The organism is Streptomyces dysideae (assembly GCF_001514305.1).
Lineage (GTDB): Bacteria > Actinomycetota > Actinomycetes > Streptomycetales > Streptomycetaceae > Streptomyces > Streptomyces dysideae.
In genome coordinates this window covers 27,797-42,399 of the sequence record NZ_KQ949094.1, presented here as the reverse complement: position 1 = coordinate 42,399, position 14,603 = coordinate 27,797, and the positions used below count along the sequence as shown (strand labels likewise).

14 protein-coding genes and 1 pseudogene are annotated in these 14,603 nt (G+C 70.5%); 14 read left to right on the top strand and 1 reads right to left on the bottom strand.

Features of this window, described 5'->3' with window-relative positions; genetic code table 11:
* Positions 1-27: 27 nt before the first annotated feature.
* From AQJ91_RS27845 to AQJ91_RS27835, 3 genes and pseudogenes are all read left to right on the top strand, one after another.
* A complete protein-coding gene (locus tag AQJ91_RS27845) occupies positions 28-2,529 on the top strand; it encodes a [protein-PII] uridylyltransferase (RefSeq protein ID WP_067026967.1) in 2,502 nt (833 codons plus the stop codon).
* Between the two features lie 98 nt (positions 2,530-2,627).
* A complete protein-coding gene (gene ffh / locus AQJ91_RS27840) occupies positions 2,628-4,181 on the top strand; it encodes a signal recognition particle protein (RefSeq protein ID WP_067026965.1) in 1,554 nt (517 codons plus the stop codon).
* Positions 4,182-4,283: 102 nt separating this feature from the next.
* Positions 4,284-5,403 (top strand): annotated as a pseudogene (locus AQJ91_RS27835) (AAA family ATPase).
* Here the strand turns inward: AQJ91_RS27835 and AQJ91_RS27830 are convergent.
* Positions 5,400-6,266 (bottom strand): type 1 periplasmic-binding domain-containing protein, encoded by an 867-nt coding sequence (locus AQJ91_RS27830; protein WP_079085233.1) that lies wholly within the window; start codon positions 6,264-6,266, stop codon positions 5,400-5,402. The pseudogene AQJ91_RS27835 and the gene AQJ91_RS27830 overlap by 4 nt on opposite strands.
* Before the next feature lie 702 nt (positions 6,267-6,968).
* Between AQJ91_RS27830 and AQJ91_RS27820 the strand changes: the two genes are divergently transcribed.
* The 11 genes from AQJ91_RS27820 to AQJ91_RS27770 all read left to right on the top strand — a co-directional run bounded on the left by AQJ91_RS27820 (position 6,969) and on the right by AQJ91_RS27770 (position 14,566).
* Positions 6,969-7,571, top strand: coding sequence for a hypothetical protein (locus AQJ91_RS27820; RefSeq protein WP_067026959.1), 603 nt, complete (start codon positions 6,969-6,971; stop codon positions 7,569-7,571).
* Between the two features lie 276 nt (positions 7,572-7,847).
* Complete coding sequence (gene rpsP / locus AQJ91_RS27815; RefSeq protein WP_067026958.1) at positions 7,848-8,267, top strand: 30S ribosomal protein S16; 420 nt, start codon at positions 7,848-7,850, stop codon at positions 8,265-8,267.
* Positions 8,268-8,269: 2 nt separating this feature from the next.
* On the top strand, positions 8,270-8,509 hold the full coding sequence (locus AQJ91_RS27810; protein ID WP_003973401.1) for an RNA-binding protein: 240 nt from the start codon (positions 8,270-8,272) through the stop codon (positions 8,507-8,509).
* A gap of 83 nt (positions 8,510-8,592) precedes the next feature.
* Positions 8,593-9,162 carry a ribosome maturation factor RimM gene (gene rimM, locus AQJ91_RS27805; protein ID WP_067026956.1) on the top strand — a complete coding sequence of 190 codons (570 nt, stop codon included), beginning with the start codon at positions 8,593-8,595 and terminating at the stop codon, positions 9,160-9,162.
* Positions 9,159-9,992, top strand: a complete 834-nt coding sequence (gene trmD / locus AQJ91_RS27800) for a tRNA (guanosine(37)-N1)-methyltransferase TrmD (RefSeq protein WP_067026954.1) — start codon at positions 9,159-9,161, stop codon at positions 9,990-9,992. Before rimM ends, trmD begins: the two co-directional genes overlap by 4 nt.
* Before the next feature lie 133 nt (positions 9,993-10,125).
* A complete protein-coding gene (gene rplS / locus AQJ91_RS27795) occupies positions 10,126-10,476 on the top strand; it encodes a 50S ribosomal protein L19 (RefSeq protein ID WP_067026952.1) in 351 nt (116 codons plus the stop codon).
* A gap of 45 nt (positions 10,477-10,521) precedes the next feature.
* Positions 10,522-11,238 (top strand): signal peptidase I, encoded by a 717-nt coding sequence (gene lepB / locus AQJ91_RS27790; RefSeq protein ID WP_067026949.1) that lies wholly within the window; start codon positions 10,522-10,524, stop codon positions 11,236-11,238.
* On the top strand, positions 11,231-12,325 hold the full coding sequence (gene lepB / locus AQJ91_RS27785; protein ID WP_067026947.1) for a signal peptidase I: 1,095 nt from the start codon (positions 11,231-11,233) through the stop codon (positions 12,323-12,325). The genes lepB (AQJ91_RS27790) and lepB (AQJ91_RS27785) overlap by 8 nt, the downstream gene beginning before the upstream one ends.
* On the top strand, positions 12,213-13,166 hold the full coding sequence (gene lepB, locus AQJ91_RS27780) for a signal peptidase I (protein ID WP_079085232.1): 954 nt from the start codon (positions 12,213-12,215) through the stop codon (positions 13,164-13,166). The genes lepB (AQJ91_RS27785) and lepB (AQJ91_RS27780) overlap by 113 nt, the downstream gene beginning before the upstream one ends.
* Before the next feature lie 124 nt (positions 13,167-13,290).
* Positions 13,291-14,067, top strand: a complete 777-nt coding sequence (gene lepB, locus AQJ91_RS27775) for a signal peptidase I (RefSeq protein ID WP_067026943.1) — start codon at positions 13,291-13,293, stop codon at positions 14,065-14,067.
* Entirely contained in the window at positions 14,057-14,566 is a 510-nt protein-coding gene (locus AQJ91_RS27770) for an NUDIX hydrolase (RefSeq protein WP_067026941.1), read from the top strand. Before lepB (AQJ91_RS27775) ends, AQJ91_RS27770 begins: the two co-directional genes overlap by 11 nt.
* Positions 14,567-14,603 lie beyond the last annotated feature (37 nt).

Genomic DNA, 14,603 nt, shown 5'->3' with positions numbered 1-14,603 from the left:
GAGAAGAAGAAGGACAGGAGTCGCTGGGTGACGAGTACGGACGTGCGCAAGGATGCAGAGGACTCGGGACCCAGCGGCTACGCGGCGGCCCGGCTGCGCCTCCTCACCGAGGGGGCGCGGTCCGGGCCGCCGCGCCGTGCGGCCCTCGCCGAACTGACGGACGACTGGCTGACCGGCCTGTTCGCGGCCGGCGCCGACGGGCTGCGCGGGGTCTCCCTGGTCGCCGTCGGCGGCTACGGCCGCGGTGAGCTGTCCCCGCGCAGCGACCTGGACCTGCTCCTGCTGCACGACGGCGGCGACTCCGGCGCGGTGGCCGCCCTGGCCGACCGCATGTGGTACCCCGTGTGGGACCTGGGCCTCGCCCTCGACCACTCCGTGCGGACACCGGCCGAGGCCCGCAAGACCGCCGGTGAGGACCTCAAGGTCCAGCTCGGCCTCCTCGACGCCCGCCACATCGCGGGCGACCTCGGCCTCACGGCCGGACTGCGTACGGCGGTGCTGGCCGACTGGCGCAACCAGGCGCCCAAGCGCCTCCCCGAACTCCAGGAGCTCTCCACCGAGCGCGCCGAGCGCCAGGGCGAGCTGCAGTACCTGCTGGAGCCGGACCTCAAGGAGGCCCGCGGCGGTCTCCGCGACGCCACCATCCTGCGTGCCGTCGCCGCCTCCTGGCTGGCCGACGCCCCGCGCGAAGGACTCGACGACGCCAAGCGCCGGCTGCTCGACGTCCGCGACGCCCTGCACCTGACGACCGGGCGCGCGACCGACCGGCTCTCGCTCCAGGAGCAGGACCAGGTCGCCGCCGAGCTCGGACTCCTCGACGCCGACACGCTGCTGCGGCAGGTGTACGAGGCGGCGCGCGTCATTTCGTATGCGAGCGACGTCACCTGGCGTGAAGTGGGGCGCGTGCTGCGATCGCGCGCCGTGCGGCCGCGTCTGCGCAAATTGGTAGGGGAGCGAAGCGACTTCCTTAGAAGGGCGGTGGTGGGCGACGGGCGGGCGCTCGGGGGCGGGAAGCCCGTCGCCGAGCGCTCCCCGCTGGCCGAAGGGGTGGTGGAGCAGGACGGCGAGGTGGTGCTCGCCCGTGCCGCGCGCCCTGAACGCGACCCCGTACTCCCCCTGCGCGCCGCGGCCGCCGCCGCACAGGCCGGACTTCCGCTCTCCCTGCACGCCGTACGGCGCCTGGCGGCGACCGTGCGCCCCCTGCCCACGCCCTGGCCCGCCGAGGCGCGCGAACAGCTCGTGACGCTGCTGGGTTCCGGCCACCCGACGGTCGAGGTGTGGGAGGCACTGGAGGCAGAGGGTCTGATCACTCGTCTCCTCCCCGACTGGGAACGGGTGCGCTGCCGCCCGCAGCGCAACGCCGTGCACATCTGGACTGTCGACCGGCATCTCATCGAGACGGCCGTGCGCGCCTCCGAGTTCACCCGGCGTGTCCACCGCCCCGACCTCCTCCTGGTCTCCGCGCTGCTGCACGACATCGGCAAGGGCTGGCCCGGCGACCACTCCGTCGCGGGCGAGATCATCGCCAAGGACGTCGCCGCCCGGATCGGCTTCGACCGTGACGACGTGGCCGTGCTCGCCACCCTCGTACGCCACCACCTGCTGCTGGTGGACACCGCCACCCGGCGTGACCTGGAGGACCCGGCCACCGTGCGCTCGGTCGCCGAGGCGGTCGGCTCACAGAGCACCCTGGAGCTGCTGCACGCCCTGACCGAGGCGGACGCGCTGGCCACCGGCCCGGCCGCCTGGTCGTCCTGGCGTGGATCCCTGGTCGCCGACCTGGTCAAGCGGGTCGCAGCCGTACTCGCCGGAGACGCCTCGGACGAGCCCGAGGCCGCCGCGCCCACCGCCGAGCAGGAACGGCTCGCCATCGAGGCGGTCGCCACGGGCAGCCCCGTGCTGGCGCTGCGCGCGCAGACCGAGCCGCCGACCGAGGAACAGCCGTCCGGCGACCCGGAGCCCTTGGGCGTCGAGCTGCTGATCGCCGTACCGGACCAGTCGGGCGTGCTGCCCGCGGTCGCCGGCGTCCTGGCCATGCACCGTCTGACCGTCCGCACCGCCGAGCTGCGCGCCCTGGACCTCCCGGACGGCGTCGAGGGCTCGGTGCTGCTGCTCAACTGGCGGGTGGCCGCGGAATACGGCTCGCTGCCGCAGGCCGCCCGGCTGCGCGCCGACCTCGTACGCGCCCTGGACGGCTCTCTGGACATCGCGGCCCGCCTCGCCGAGCGAGACGCCGCCTATCCGCGCCGCCGGGGCGTCGTGGCGCCGCCGCCGAGGGTGACCGTGCATCCGGCCGCGTCCCGGCTGGCCACGGTGATCGAGGTGCGCGCGCAGGACGCCCCGGGGCTGTTGTTCCGGATCGGGCGGGCGCTGGAGGACGCGGGGGTGCGGATGCGGAGTGCGCACGTCAGCACGCTGGGCGCGAACGCCGTGGACGCCTTCTACGTCACCGGACCGGAGGGCGCGCCGCTGCCCAGCGAGGAGGCGGCCTCCGTGGCGCGGAAGCTGGAGGAGACGCTGCGGGGCTGAGGCCTCGTATGAACGCGGTGGAGACCCAACCACACGCGGCCAGATACCCTGGAGGGCGACTCACCAGCCAGCCACCGACCCCGAGGACCGCGAGCGCCGTGTTCGATACTCTCTCCGATCGCCTCTCAGCGACTTTCAAGAACCTGCGCGGCAAGGGACGGCTCTCCGAGGCGGACATCGACGCCACCGCGCGCGAGATCCGCATCGCGCTGCTAGAGGCGGACGTGGCACTGCCCGTCGTCCGGACGTTCATCAAGAACGTCAAGGAGCGTGCCCTCGGCGCCGAGGTCTCCAAGGCGCTGAACCCGGCACAGCAGGTCCTGAAGATCGTCAATGAAGAGTTGGTGACGATCCTCGGCGGCGAGACCCGGCGCCTGCGCTTCGCCAAGCAGCCGCCGACCGTGATCATGCTGGCGGGTCTGCAGGGTGCGGGTAAGACGACCCTCGCGGGCAAGCTCGGCTCGTGGCTGAAGGGACAGGGCCACTCGCCGCTGCTGGTCGCCGCCGACCTCCAGCGCCCGAACGCCGTCAACCAGCTCAGCGTCGTCGCCGACCGCGCGGGCGTCGCGGTCTACGCGCCCGAGCCGGGCAACGGCGTCGGTGACCCGGTCAAGGTCGCCAGGGACTCCATCGAGCACGCGAAGTCCAAGGTCCACGACATCGTGATCGTGGACACCGCCGGCCGCCTGGGCATCGACCAGGAGATGATGAAGCAGGCCGCGGACATCCGGGACGCGGTCTCGCCGGACGAGATCCTGTTCGTCATCGACGCGATGATCGGCCAGGACGCGGTCAACACGGCCGAGGCGTTCCGCGACGGCGTCGGCATCGACGGCGTGGTCCTCTCCAAGCTCGACGGTGACGCCCGCGGTGGTGCCGCCCTGTCGATCGCCTCCGTGACCGGCAAGCCGATCATGTTCGCGTCGAACGGCGAGAAGCTCGACGACTTCGACGCGTTCCACCCGGACCGGATGGCCTCCCGCATCCTCGACCTGGGTGACCTGCTCACCCTGATCGAGCAGGCGGAGAAGACGTTCAGCCAGGAAGAGGCCCAGAAGATGGCCTCCAAGCTGGCGTCCAAGAAGGGCCAGGAGTTCACGCTCGACGACTTCCTGGCGCAGATGGAGCAGGTCCGGAAGATGGGCTCCATCTCCAAGCTGCTCGGCATGCTCCCGGGCATGGGCCAGATCAAGGACCAGATCAACAACCTCGACGAGCGGGACGTCGACCGCACGGCCGCGATCATCAAGTCGATGACCCCGGGCGAGCGCCAGGACCCGGTGATCATCAACGGCTCGCGCCGCGCCCGTATCGCCAAGGGCTCCGGCGTCGAGGTCAGCGCGGTGAAGAACCTGGTCGAGCGGTTCTTCGAGGCCCGCAAGATGATGTCCCGCATGGCTCAGGGCGGCGGCATGCCGGGGATGCCCGGCGTCCCGGGCATGGGCGGTGGCCCCGGCCGGTCGAAGAAGCAGCCGAAGAAGGCCAAGGGCAAGCAGCGCTCCGGCAACCCGATGAAGCGCAAGCAGCAGGAGCTGGAGGAGGCCGCCCGCCGCGAGGCCGCCGCCCAGGGCGGTAACGCCTTCGGCGTGCCGGGTCAGCAGGCTCCTCAGGACTTCGAGCTGCCGGACGAGTTCAAGAAGTTCATGGGCTGACGATCCGTCGTGTACGGCGCTGGGGGCGCCCCTCCGGAGAGGGGCGCCCCCAGCGCCGTAAGCGCACATGCTGATACGTCTTTCCTGTCGTGACGTCCGGATATGGCCAACCCTGCGCCGCCGCGCAAGTCCCCCGAGCAGCCCTGGCGTACGGAGGGCACCCCGGCGGAGCCGCCGAAGCCGCCGTCGGGCGGGCGGAAACGACGATCTCGTACGCGGAGTTCAGCAAGCAGGTCGACAACGCCGACGTCACCAAGATCTACGCCAAGCGCGACGCCATCCAGGGCCGGCTGAAGAAGGCCCAGGACAACCCGAGGGTGACGCCACCAACGACGTCGTGGACTTCCTGAAGAACCCGGATGCCTACCGGCGGAAGGGCGCGAGGACGCCGCGGGGCGTGCTGCTGGCGGGGCGGCCGAGTACCGGCAGGACGCTGCTCGCGCCGGCGGTCGCGGGGGAGGCGGGTGCCGTTCTTCTCGGCGTCGGCCTCCGAGTTCATCGAGATGATCGTCGGTGTGGGCGCTTCACGCGTGCGTGAACTGGTCGCGGAGGCGCGGAAGGTGGCGCCGTCGATCGTGATCGCCGCCACCAACCGGGCGGACGTCCCGGATCCGGCACTGGCCCGGCCGGGCCGCTTCGACCGGGTGGTCAACGTGTCGCCGCCGGACCGGGGCGGGCGGGAGGCGATCCTGGCCATCCACACCCGGGAGATCCCGCTGGCGGAGGACGTGGACCTGGGCCGGGTGGCACGTACGACCCCGGGGATGACCGGCGCGGAACTGGCCAACCTCGCCGACGAGGCCGCCCTGCTCGCCGTCAAGCGCAAGCACGGAGGAGTACCTGCGGAGCAGGGATCATCGGCGCACTGGGCGGGATGGCCGCCGAGCAGGTGGTGCACGGCGTGATCACGACCGGTGCGGAGAACGACCTGGAGCAGGTCACCAACATCGCGCTCGGCCTGGTGGCGCGGTGGGGGATGAGTGAGCGGGTGGGCCGGCTGTCGGCGCTGCCCAATGACCCCCGGCAGGCGTACGGGCTGGCCGTGGTTCCCCAGACGCTGGATGTGATCGACGGGGAGATGCGCGGCGGATCGTCGACGAGTGCCACGAGGAGGCGTGCCGCAAACTCCAAGACCACCGCGGCCAGTTGGACGCACTGGCAAGAGGTGGACGCGTACCGGATCGCGGGGGTCACGCGCTTGACGAAGGACGCGGACGTCTAGGGAACGCGTGCGATCAGGTACCGGAAGACGTTCGGCATCCACACCGTTCCGTCCCGCCGCTGATACGGGTGCAGGGACTCCGCCAGTTCCTTGTCCACCTGTGCCTGGTCCGTGGCCGCGATCGCCGCGTCGAACAGGCCCGTCGACAGCAGTCCGCGTACGGCGCTGTCGGCGTCGGCGTACCCGAAGGGGCAGGCGACCCGCCCGGAGCCGTCCGGCCTGAGGCCGGCGCGCTGGGCGACCTCCTCCAGGTCGTCGCGAAGGGCGGGGCGCCAACTGCCCGTGCTACGTAAGGGATCGGCCAGTTTCGTGGCCACCCGCAGCACGGACGACGTGGTGCAGCGTTCCGGCGGACCCCAGCCGGCGAGTACCACGGGCGCCCCCCGCTCGGCGAGCGGCGTCGCTGCCATGAGCAGCTCGCCGAGCCCCTCCGAGTCGCCTGCGAGGCACCCGATGGGCTCGAAAGCGGTCACCAGGCTGTACGCGGGTGGCTGTGCGTCGGCCGCGGCGGCCAGGTCGTCGGGCGAGCCGTCGACGAGCCGGGTGTCGGCACGCGCGCGTGTACCCCATGCCTCGGGCTGCAGGCGCTGCCGTGCGAGCGCCAGCCGTTCGGGAGAGGTGGAATCGACACCGGTGACCGCGACACCTCTGGAGGCCGCCATCACAAGGGCGAGTCCGGAACCGCAGCCGAGGCCCAGCAGCCGGGTGCCTGGGCCCACTTCCACTCGCTCGTAGACGGCCTCGTAGAGCGGGACCAGCATCCGCTCCTGGATCTCGGACCAGTCACGCGCGCGTGCACACAGGTCCACGCGGGGTGCATGGCCCGCGTGAGGAAGGTGCTGCCGCACGAGCGTAGGTGTCATGTAAAGCGCCCCAATCCGCCGAGAGTTGCCGCTGTGCCCGATTCCATAGCCCCCGTGACGTGCGCTCGTACTCCCCCCGTATGCCAGGAAACTCCGCACCCGACGCGGCGTCCAGGGGTTGCGGGGGCCCGGCTTGTGGGTTGCCTGTGCGGGCGAAGAGATTTCACATCCCCGCAACATGGGCCCGCACCATGTGTGACCACCGCGAGCCCGGGACGGCCTCCGCGTTCCGCCCCGGCTGGCCCAGATCCAGGCCGCACAAGGAGCCGGTGGCGGCCCTGGACACACTTGTAGACCTGCTCCCCTCGATCCTCGAAGAGAAGGCGAGGCCCGACCGGCCGAGCAGGCGGTGACCGTACGGTGTCTGGCCGCCGAGGACGGGTCGGTGCCGGACGCCGACGACGCGCCCGGTAACGTCGCGGTAGTCGCGCGCGCTTACCAAGGCAGCGCCCTCCGGTGAGAGAGCGACCGAAACGCCCCTTGTGCACCGGCGGACCACAGGGGTTCCGGCGCGTGGACACGATCTACATGCCGGGGCGTACGTGGGACTACGCACCAGCTTGGTACGAGCTGTGAGGCTTCTCCGCAGATCAGCGCACCCGCCCTCGTCAGGGCGCATCATTCGCAACTGACGGGTACGTGCAAAATATTTAGGATGGCCCGGAATCGGAACACACGGGCACTCCGGCTCGTTGTCATTACGTGAGCACGACACAGACACCACCTGTTCTCGCCGCAGAGCTGGCGCAGGCGTGGGCCGACATTCAGCGGTACCACCCCGAGCTGCCCGATCTTGCCGCGCCCGAGTCCCTGATCGGAGAGTCGTCGTCCGCGTGCGGGCACGAGCTCTCCTTCGAGCGACTGCTGCATGAGGCAGTCCATGGCATCGCCGCCGCGCGCGGCGTCCGCGACACCTCCCGTGCCGGCCGCTACCACAACCGCAGATTCCTCGCGATCGCCGAGGAGCTGGGCCTGGACCACCCGGAGGAACCGCACCCCAGCAGCGGCTTCTCCCTGGTCACGCTCAACCCCGAGGCCAAGCGCCGCTACCGCCCGACCATCGACCGCCTCCACCGCGCCCTGAAGGCCCACACCGCGGCGACGTCCGCGGACACCAGCCGCACCTTCCGCGGCCCGGCGGCCCGCCACGGTTCCTCCGGTGGAGGGGTGCGCGTGAAGGCCGTGTGCGACTGCGGCCGCAACGTCCGGGTCGTCCCGTCGGTCCTGGCCCAGGCCCCGATCGTGTGCGGCGGCTGCGGGAAGCCGTTCCGGATCCCCGAGGTGGTAGGCGCGGCGGCGAGCTGAGGATGCGGCTGCTCGTGGCAGCCGCATCCGGGCGCTGACGCCGGATGGCGCACCCGACGTACGGGCCGTGGGCGTCGGGTGCCCATCAGGCATGCCTCGGCGCGGCCTCGGTCCAAGGTGAGCCGCGGGGTGTGGCACAATGGCTAGCTGTACTCGACAGCCGCATAGGACCCCTCTCTCCTCCGGCTGACGCGTCCATCGGGCATTCGGGTACCGCAACCCCACGCGGCCATCTCGCCGTGCCCAACCACGTCAATTCCAGGAGAACCCACTCCCGTGGCAGTCAAGATCAAGCTGAAGCGTCTGGGCAAGATCCGTTCGCCTCACTACCGCATCGTCGTCGCCGACTCCCGCACCCGTCGTGACGGCCGTGCGATCGAGGAGATCGGCCTGTACCACCCGGTGCAGAACCCCTCGCGCATGGAGGTCGACGCCGACCGTGTGGCGTACTGGCTCTCCGTCGGCGCCCAGCCGACCGAGCCCGTGCTCGCCATCCTGAAGAAGACCGGCGACTGGCAGAAGTTCAAGGGCGAGCCCGCCCCGGCACCGCTGCTGCAGCCGGCCGAGAAGGCCGCGCGCCCGTCGTTCGAGGCCCTCAGCGGCGAGGACGAGGGCAAGGGTGAGGCGATCACCCAGAAGAAGAAGGCTGAGAAGAAGGACGAGGCTGCCGCCGCGTCCGAGTCGACCGAGGCCTGAGCATGCTCGAGGAGGCTCTCGAGCACCTCGTGAAGGGCATCGTCGACAACCCTGACGATGTGCAGGTCGCATCCCGCAACCTGCGTCGCGGGCGTGTGCTCGAGGTCCGGGTCCACCCCGACGACCTCGGCAAGGTGATCGGCCGCAACGGCCGTACCGCACGCGCTCTGCGGACCGTCGTGGGCGCCATCGGCGGCCGCGGTGTCCGCGTCGACCTCGTCGACGTCGACCACGTCCGCTGACGTCAAACGCAGCACCGGCTCGGGCCGGGGAGGGCCACTGGGCCGTCCCCGGCCCGCAGTCGTATGACAGGAGAGCAAGCACAGTGCAGCTGGTAGTCGCACGGATCGGCCGTGCCCATGGCATCAAGGGCGAGGTCACCGTCGAGGTACGTACCGACGAGCCGGAGCTCAGGCTCGCCCCCGGCGCCGTCCTGGCCACCGAACCGGCCGCCGCCGGTCCACTGACCATCGAGACGGGCCGCGTCCACAGCGGCCGCCTCCTGCTGCGTTTCGAGGGCGTACGCGACCGCACCGCCGCCGAGGCGCTGCGCAACACCCTCCTGATCGCCGAGATCGACCCGGACGAGCTGCCCGAGGAGGAGGACGAGTACTACGACCACCAGCTCATCGACCTCGACGTCGTGACCAGGGACGGCGTGGCGGTGGGCCGCATCACCGAGATCTCGCACCTGCCCTCCCAGGACCTCTTCATCGTCGAGCGGCCCGACGGGAGCGAGGTGTTGATCCCGTTCGTCGAGGAGATCGTCGCCGAGATCGACCTCGAGGAGCAGCGCGCGGTGATCACCCCGCCGCCGGGTCTGATCGACGACCAGGCGGCCCGCGACGAAGTCGCTGAAGGGCACAGTGCCTCGTCGAGGGACGACAGCGCATGAGACTCGACGTCGTCACGATCTTCCCCGAGTACCTGGAGCCCCTGAGTGTCTCCCTGGTCGGCAAGGCACGCGCGCGTGGCCAGCTGAACGTCCATGTGCACGACCTGCGCGAGTGGACGTACGACCGCCACAACACGGTCGACGACACTCCGTACGGCGGCGGTCCCGGCATGGTCATGAAGACCGACCCCTGGGGAGACGCGCTGGACTCGGTCCTCGCCGACGGCTACGAGACGAGCTCCCACGCGCCCGCCCTCATCGTCCCGACCCCGAGCGGCCGCCCCTTCACCCAGGAACTCGCCGTGGAGCTCTCCGAGCGGCCCTGGCTGATCTTCACGCCGGCGCGGTACGAGGGCATCGACCGGCGCGTCATCGACGAGTACGCGACCCGTATGCCGGTCTACGAGGTGTCCATCGGCGACTACGTCCTCGCCGGCGGCGAGGCGGCCGTACTCGTCGTCACGGAGGCCGTGGCACGGCTGCTGCCCGGCGTCCTGGGCAACGCCGAGTCCCACCGGGACGACTCCTTCGCGCCCGGCGCCATGGCCAGCCTCCTGGAGGGGCCCGTCTACACCAAGCCGCCCGAGTGGCGCGGCCGCGGGATCCCCGACGTACTGCTCAGCGGCCATCATGGCAAGATCGCCCGCTGGCGGCGCGACGAGGCACTGCGGCGCACGACGGCGCACCGGCCCGACCTCATCGAGCGCTGCGACCCCAAGGCCTTCGACAAGAAGGACCGCGAGATGCTCTCCATCCTGGGCTGGGCGCCCGATCCGGAGGGCGAACCGTACGGCCGATTTTGGTGCAGGCCAGAAGGCATGGAAGAATAGGTCGCTGTTGTGCGCCGTCCGGCGTGCGCCCCTGCCACAGGGGGACACGACGCCCGCCCCGACGCGGACAGCAACCTTTCGAAAACCTAGCGCCCGTTGATGACCTGTGGCATCAGCGAAGAAAGCAGACGAAATGTCTCACCTGCTCGACTCCGTCGACTCCGCGTCGCTGCGCAGCGACGTCCCGGCCTTCCGCCCGGGTGACACCGTCAACGTCCACGTCCGCGTCATCGAGGGCAACCGCTCCCGTGTGCAGCAGTTCAAGGGCGTAGTCATCCGTCGTCAGGGCGCCGGTGTCCGCGAGACCTTCACGGTCCGCAAGGTCTCCTTCTCCGTCGGCGTCGAGCGCACCTTCCCGGTGCACACCCCGATCGTCGAGAAGATCGAGCTCGTCACCCGCGGTGACGTGCGTCGCGCCAAGCTGTACTACCTGCGCGACCTGCGCGGCAAGGCCGCGAAGATCAAGGAGAAGCGCGACAACTGATCGCGCGCGGGGTCCCACAGAGGGGCCGGATAACATCTGGCCCCGATGGACACCGAAGCACAGCCGACGGAGCGCGACCGCTCCTCCCACCCTTCCGGATCCGGGGACACCCCGGACACAGAGGGTCCGGAGGAACGGTCGCGTTCCGCGTTGGTGTCGCGGATCACCGACTGGCTCCCGGGCGGGCGCATCACCCTGGCTCTGCTGCTCTGCCTGCTGTTTCTCCTGCTGCTCAGCACCTTCGTGCTGCAGCCGTTCCGGATTCCCAGCGGATCCATGGAGCGTGGATTGAGGATCGGCGACCGCGTTCTCGTAAATAGGTTGGCGTACCGTTTCGGTGCCGAGCCGCAACGCGGCGATGTTGTGGTGTTCGACGGAACTGGGTATTTCGGAGAAGCCGACTACATCAAGCGCGTCGTGGGTGTGGGGGGAGACCATGTGGTCTGCTGCGACAGGGAGGGGAGGATCCAGGTGAACGGCCGGTCGGTCGACGAGTCGACCTTCCTGTACCCCGGTGACAGCCCGTCCACGGTGCCCTTCGACGTCTCCGTGCCCGACGGCACCCTGTTCGTCCTCGGCGACCACCGCGGCCGCTCCAGCGACTCGCGCGACCACCTGGGCTCGCCCGGCGGCGGCATGATTCCCGTCGACGACGTCATCGGCCGCGCCGACTGGATCGTCTGGCCCACCGCCCACCTCACCCGTCTGCACCGTTCCGGCGCCTACGCGCGCGTGCCCTCGGCGGACGGTGCCCATGGGTAACCGTGGTAAACCGCGCGGTGCCGCCTCCAGCGCGGCCGAAAACCTGCTGCCCACCGGCTCCCGGCGCGCCTCCGGTGCGGCCGGCAGCGGGCGCACGCGCGCGGAGCGGCGCAAGCTCCAGCGCAAGGTCAAGCGGCGCCGCAGGCGTTCCGCGATCAAGGAGATACCCCTCCTCGTCGGTGTCGCGGTCCTGATAGCCCTCGTCCTGAAGACCTTCCTCGTCCAGGCCTTCGTGATCCCGTCCGGTTCCATGGAGCAGACGATCCAGATCGGCGACCGCGTCCTGGTCGACAAGTTCACCCCGTGGTTCGGCTCCAAGCCCCAGCGCGGGGACGTCGTCGTCTTCAAGGACCCCGGCGGCTGGCTGCAGGACGAGCAGACCACCGTCAAGAAGGAAGACCCCATCGTCGTCAAACAGGTCAAGGAAGGGCTCACCTTCATCGGCCTGCTGCCGTCCGACGACGAGAAGGACCTCATCAAGCGGGTCGTCGGCGTCGGCGGCGACCGGGTCAAGTGCTGTGACGCGCAAGGGCGGGTCACCGTCAACGGCGTTCCCCTGCAAGAGGACTACCTGTATCCCGGAAACGCCCCCTCCCAGACGGACTTCGACATCACCGTCCCGCAGGGACGGCTGTGGGTGATGGGCGACCACCGGGCCAACTCCGCGGACTCCCGCGCACACCAGAACACCGACTACGGCGGCACCGTCTCCGAGGAGGAGGTGGTGGGCAAGGCCATGATCATCGCCTGGCCGTTCGGCCACTGGAACACCCTGGACGAGCCGAAAACCTACGCTTCCGTGTCCGACTCGGCGACGGGGTCGACCGCTGCTCCCCAGCTGTCGCATAGGGTTGCCTCCGACGATCCGAATGGACCTGTTCAGCTCCCGAGCCCTGCGGAACTCCCGCTCGTTATGGGAGTAGTGGGCCTGCGCCGTGTATGGGGCAGGCGGCGGCACAGAATAAGGAGTTGGCGTGGGGGATGTGGCGGTTGGCGCACGGTCCGGGCACGACGGCGAGGAGCACCGCGGACACCCCGTGGGAGCAGCCGACCCGGCCGCGGACAGCGCCGTGACCTCCGGGAGTGACTCCGGAGGGGCGGACGACGGCACGAGGCCCGACGACCACGGGCCGGGCGACGCGGAGCCCGCACCGAAGAAGCCGCGCTCCTTCTGGAAGGAGCTGCCCATCCTGATCGGCATCGCGCTGGTACTCGCGCTGCTGATCAAGACGTTCCTGGTGCAGGCGTTCTCGATCCCCTCCGACTCGATGCAGAACACCCTCCAGCAGGGTGACCGCGTCCTGGTCGACAAGCTCACCCCCTGGTTCGGCTCCGAGCCCGAGCGCGGCGAGGTCGTCGTCTTCCACGACCCCGACAGCTGGCTGGCCGGCGAGCCCACGACCGACCCGAACGCCCTGCAGACCTTCCTCAGTTGGATCGGCCTGATGCCGTCCGCGGAGGAGAAGGACCTCATCAAGCGCGTCGTCGGCGTCGGCGGCGACACGATCGAGTGCAAGGGCACGGGCCCGCTGAAGGTCAACGGCAAGGCGCTGAACGAGACGTCGTACGTCTACCCCGGCAACACGCCGTGCAGCGTCGACGACCAGGGCGGCCAGTTCAAGGTGAAGGTCCCCGAGGGCCAGATCTGGGTCATGGGCGACCACCGGCAGAACTCGCGGGACTCGCGCTACAACCAGTCCGACGCGAACAACGGCATGGTTCCCGTGGACAAGGTCGTCGGGCGCGCCATCGTGATCGCCTGGCCGATCAACCGCTGGGACACCCTGCCGGTCCCGGACACCTTCGACCAGAACCTGAACGCCAAGGCCGCCGCCCTGACGGTCGCGCCGCAGGGACTCGCCCTCGCCGGCGTCCTGCCGGTGGCACTGTGGCGGCGGCGCCGGATCGCGGCGGCCGAGACCCGCTGAGGCGGTGCGGGACGCACCTTGTCCGGCGTACGTCTTGACTTGTTGATGCCCTGGTAAAGCTTGTGACCTTGGTCGCAGTGGAAGGGCTGACCGGGTCAGGTACCGCCGGGTAGGGTGCGTGCCCATGGGCGGCGAGAGCACGACACGTACGGCCCCGCGGAGCGGCGGCGCAGGAAAGGGCCCGGTGGGCAGCCGGACCGGAGAGCGGTTGTCCGGACTGGCCGTCGCACTGGGCCTCGTGCTGTTCCTCGGGGGCTTCGCCTGGGGAGCGGTGGTCTACCGGCCGTACACCGTGCCTACCAGTTCGATGGCGCCGACGATCGACGCGGGGCAGCGGGTGCTGGCGCAGCGCGTCGACGGCGGGGAAGTGCGCCGGGGTGACGTCGTCGTGTTCACCGACAGGACCTGGGTGACCAACGCGCCCGTGGTCAAGCGCGTGGTCGCCGTCGGCGGGGACACCGTCGCCTGCTGCACGGATGGCCAGCTGACCGTCAACGGCAAGAAGATCGACGAACCGTATCTCGCCAAGGACAGCCTGGCCGAGATCCAGAACTTCCCGTCCGTGACCGTCCCGAAGGGCCGGCTGTTCCTGCTCGGTGACGAGCGGTCCGGCTCCCTGGACTCCACTGCCCACCTCGCGGACGCCGCGAGCGGCACGGTGGCGCGCAGCGCTGTTTCGGCCCGGGTGGACGCCGTCGTATGGCCCATGGACGGCATGCTGGAGCGTGCGGAGGGCTTCGAGGAGCTCGGCGCGCTGTCCTCGCCGGGGCCGCTGCGTACGGTCGTGGCGCTGATCGTCGTCGGTGCGGTGCTGGTGATGGGCGGCGGGGCGTACGGTCCGGTCGCCAAGCGGCTCGGCGGGCGGTCCCGTACAGGGACGGAGCCCGCGGGTGGCCGCTGAGGCGGACACGTATGTGGGCGGGTTGCGCAGGGTCGCCCGGGTCGTGCTGCTCGACCCGGAGGACCGGGTCCTGCTGCTGCACGGCCATGAGCCGGACGATCCGGCGGACGACTGGTGGTTCACACCGGGCGGCGGCCTCGAGGGCGACGAGACACGCGAGGAGGCCGCGCTGCGGGAACTCGCGGAGGAGACCGGAATCACCGAGGTCGAGCTCGGGCCGGTGCTGTGGCGGCGGATCTGCTCGTTCCCGTTCGCGGGCCGCCGCTGGGACCAGGACGAGTGGTACTACCTGGCCCGTACGACACAGACGGCGACCCGGGCGACGGGCCTCACCGAGCTGGAGCGGCGCAGTGTCGCCGGAGCGCGCTGGTGGACGTGTCGGGAACTGACCCGGGCACATGAGACGGTGTATCCGACCAGACTCGCCGAGCTGCTGCGTACTCTGCTCGACGAAGGTCCCCCGGCCGGACCCGTGACCCTTGACCCGGAAATCGTCTAGGGGCTGACGGGACTGGCGCACAATGGTGGGATCGCAC

Coding starts and splice junctions, on each gene's coding strand:
- AQJ91_RS27830 (WP_079085233.1), bottom strand. CDS start 6,266: ATGACACCTACGCTCGTGCGGCAGCACCTTCCTCACGCGGGCCATGCA.
- AQJ91_RS27810 (WP_003973401.1), top strand. CDS start 8,270: ATGCTCGAGGAGGCTCTCGAGCACCTCGTGAAGGGCATCGTCGACAAC.
- trmD (WP_067026954.1), top strand. CDS start 9,159: ATGAGACTCGACGTCGTCACGATCTTCCCCGAGTACCTGGAGCCCCTG.
- rplS (WP_067026952.1), top strand. CDS start 10,126: ATGTCTCACCTGCTCGACTCCGTCGACTCCGCGTCGCTGCGCAGCGAC.
- lepB (WP_067026949.1), top strand. CDS start 10,522: ATGGACACCGAAGCACAGCCGACGGAGCGCGACCGCTCCTCCCACCCT.
- lepB (WP_067026947.1), top strand. CDS start 11,231: ATGGGTAACCGTGGTAAACCGCGCGGTGCCGCCTCCAGCGCGGCCGAA.
- lepB (WP_067026943.1), top strand. CDS start 13,291: ATGGGCGGCGAGAGCACGACACGTACGGCCCCGCGGAGCGGCGGCGCA.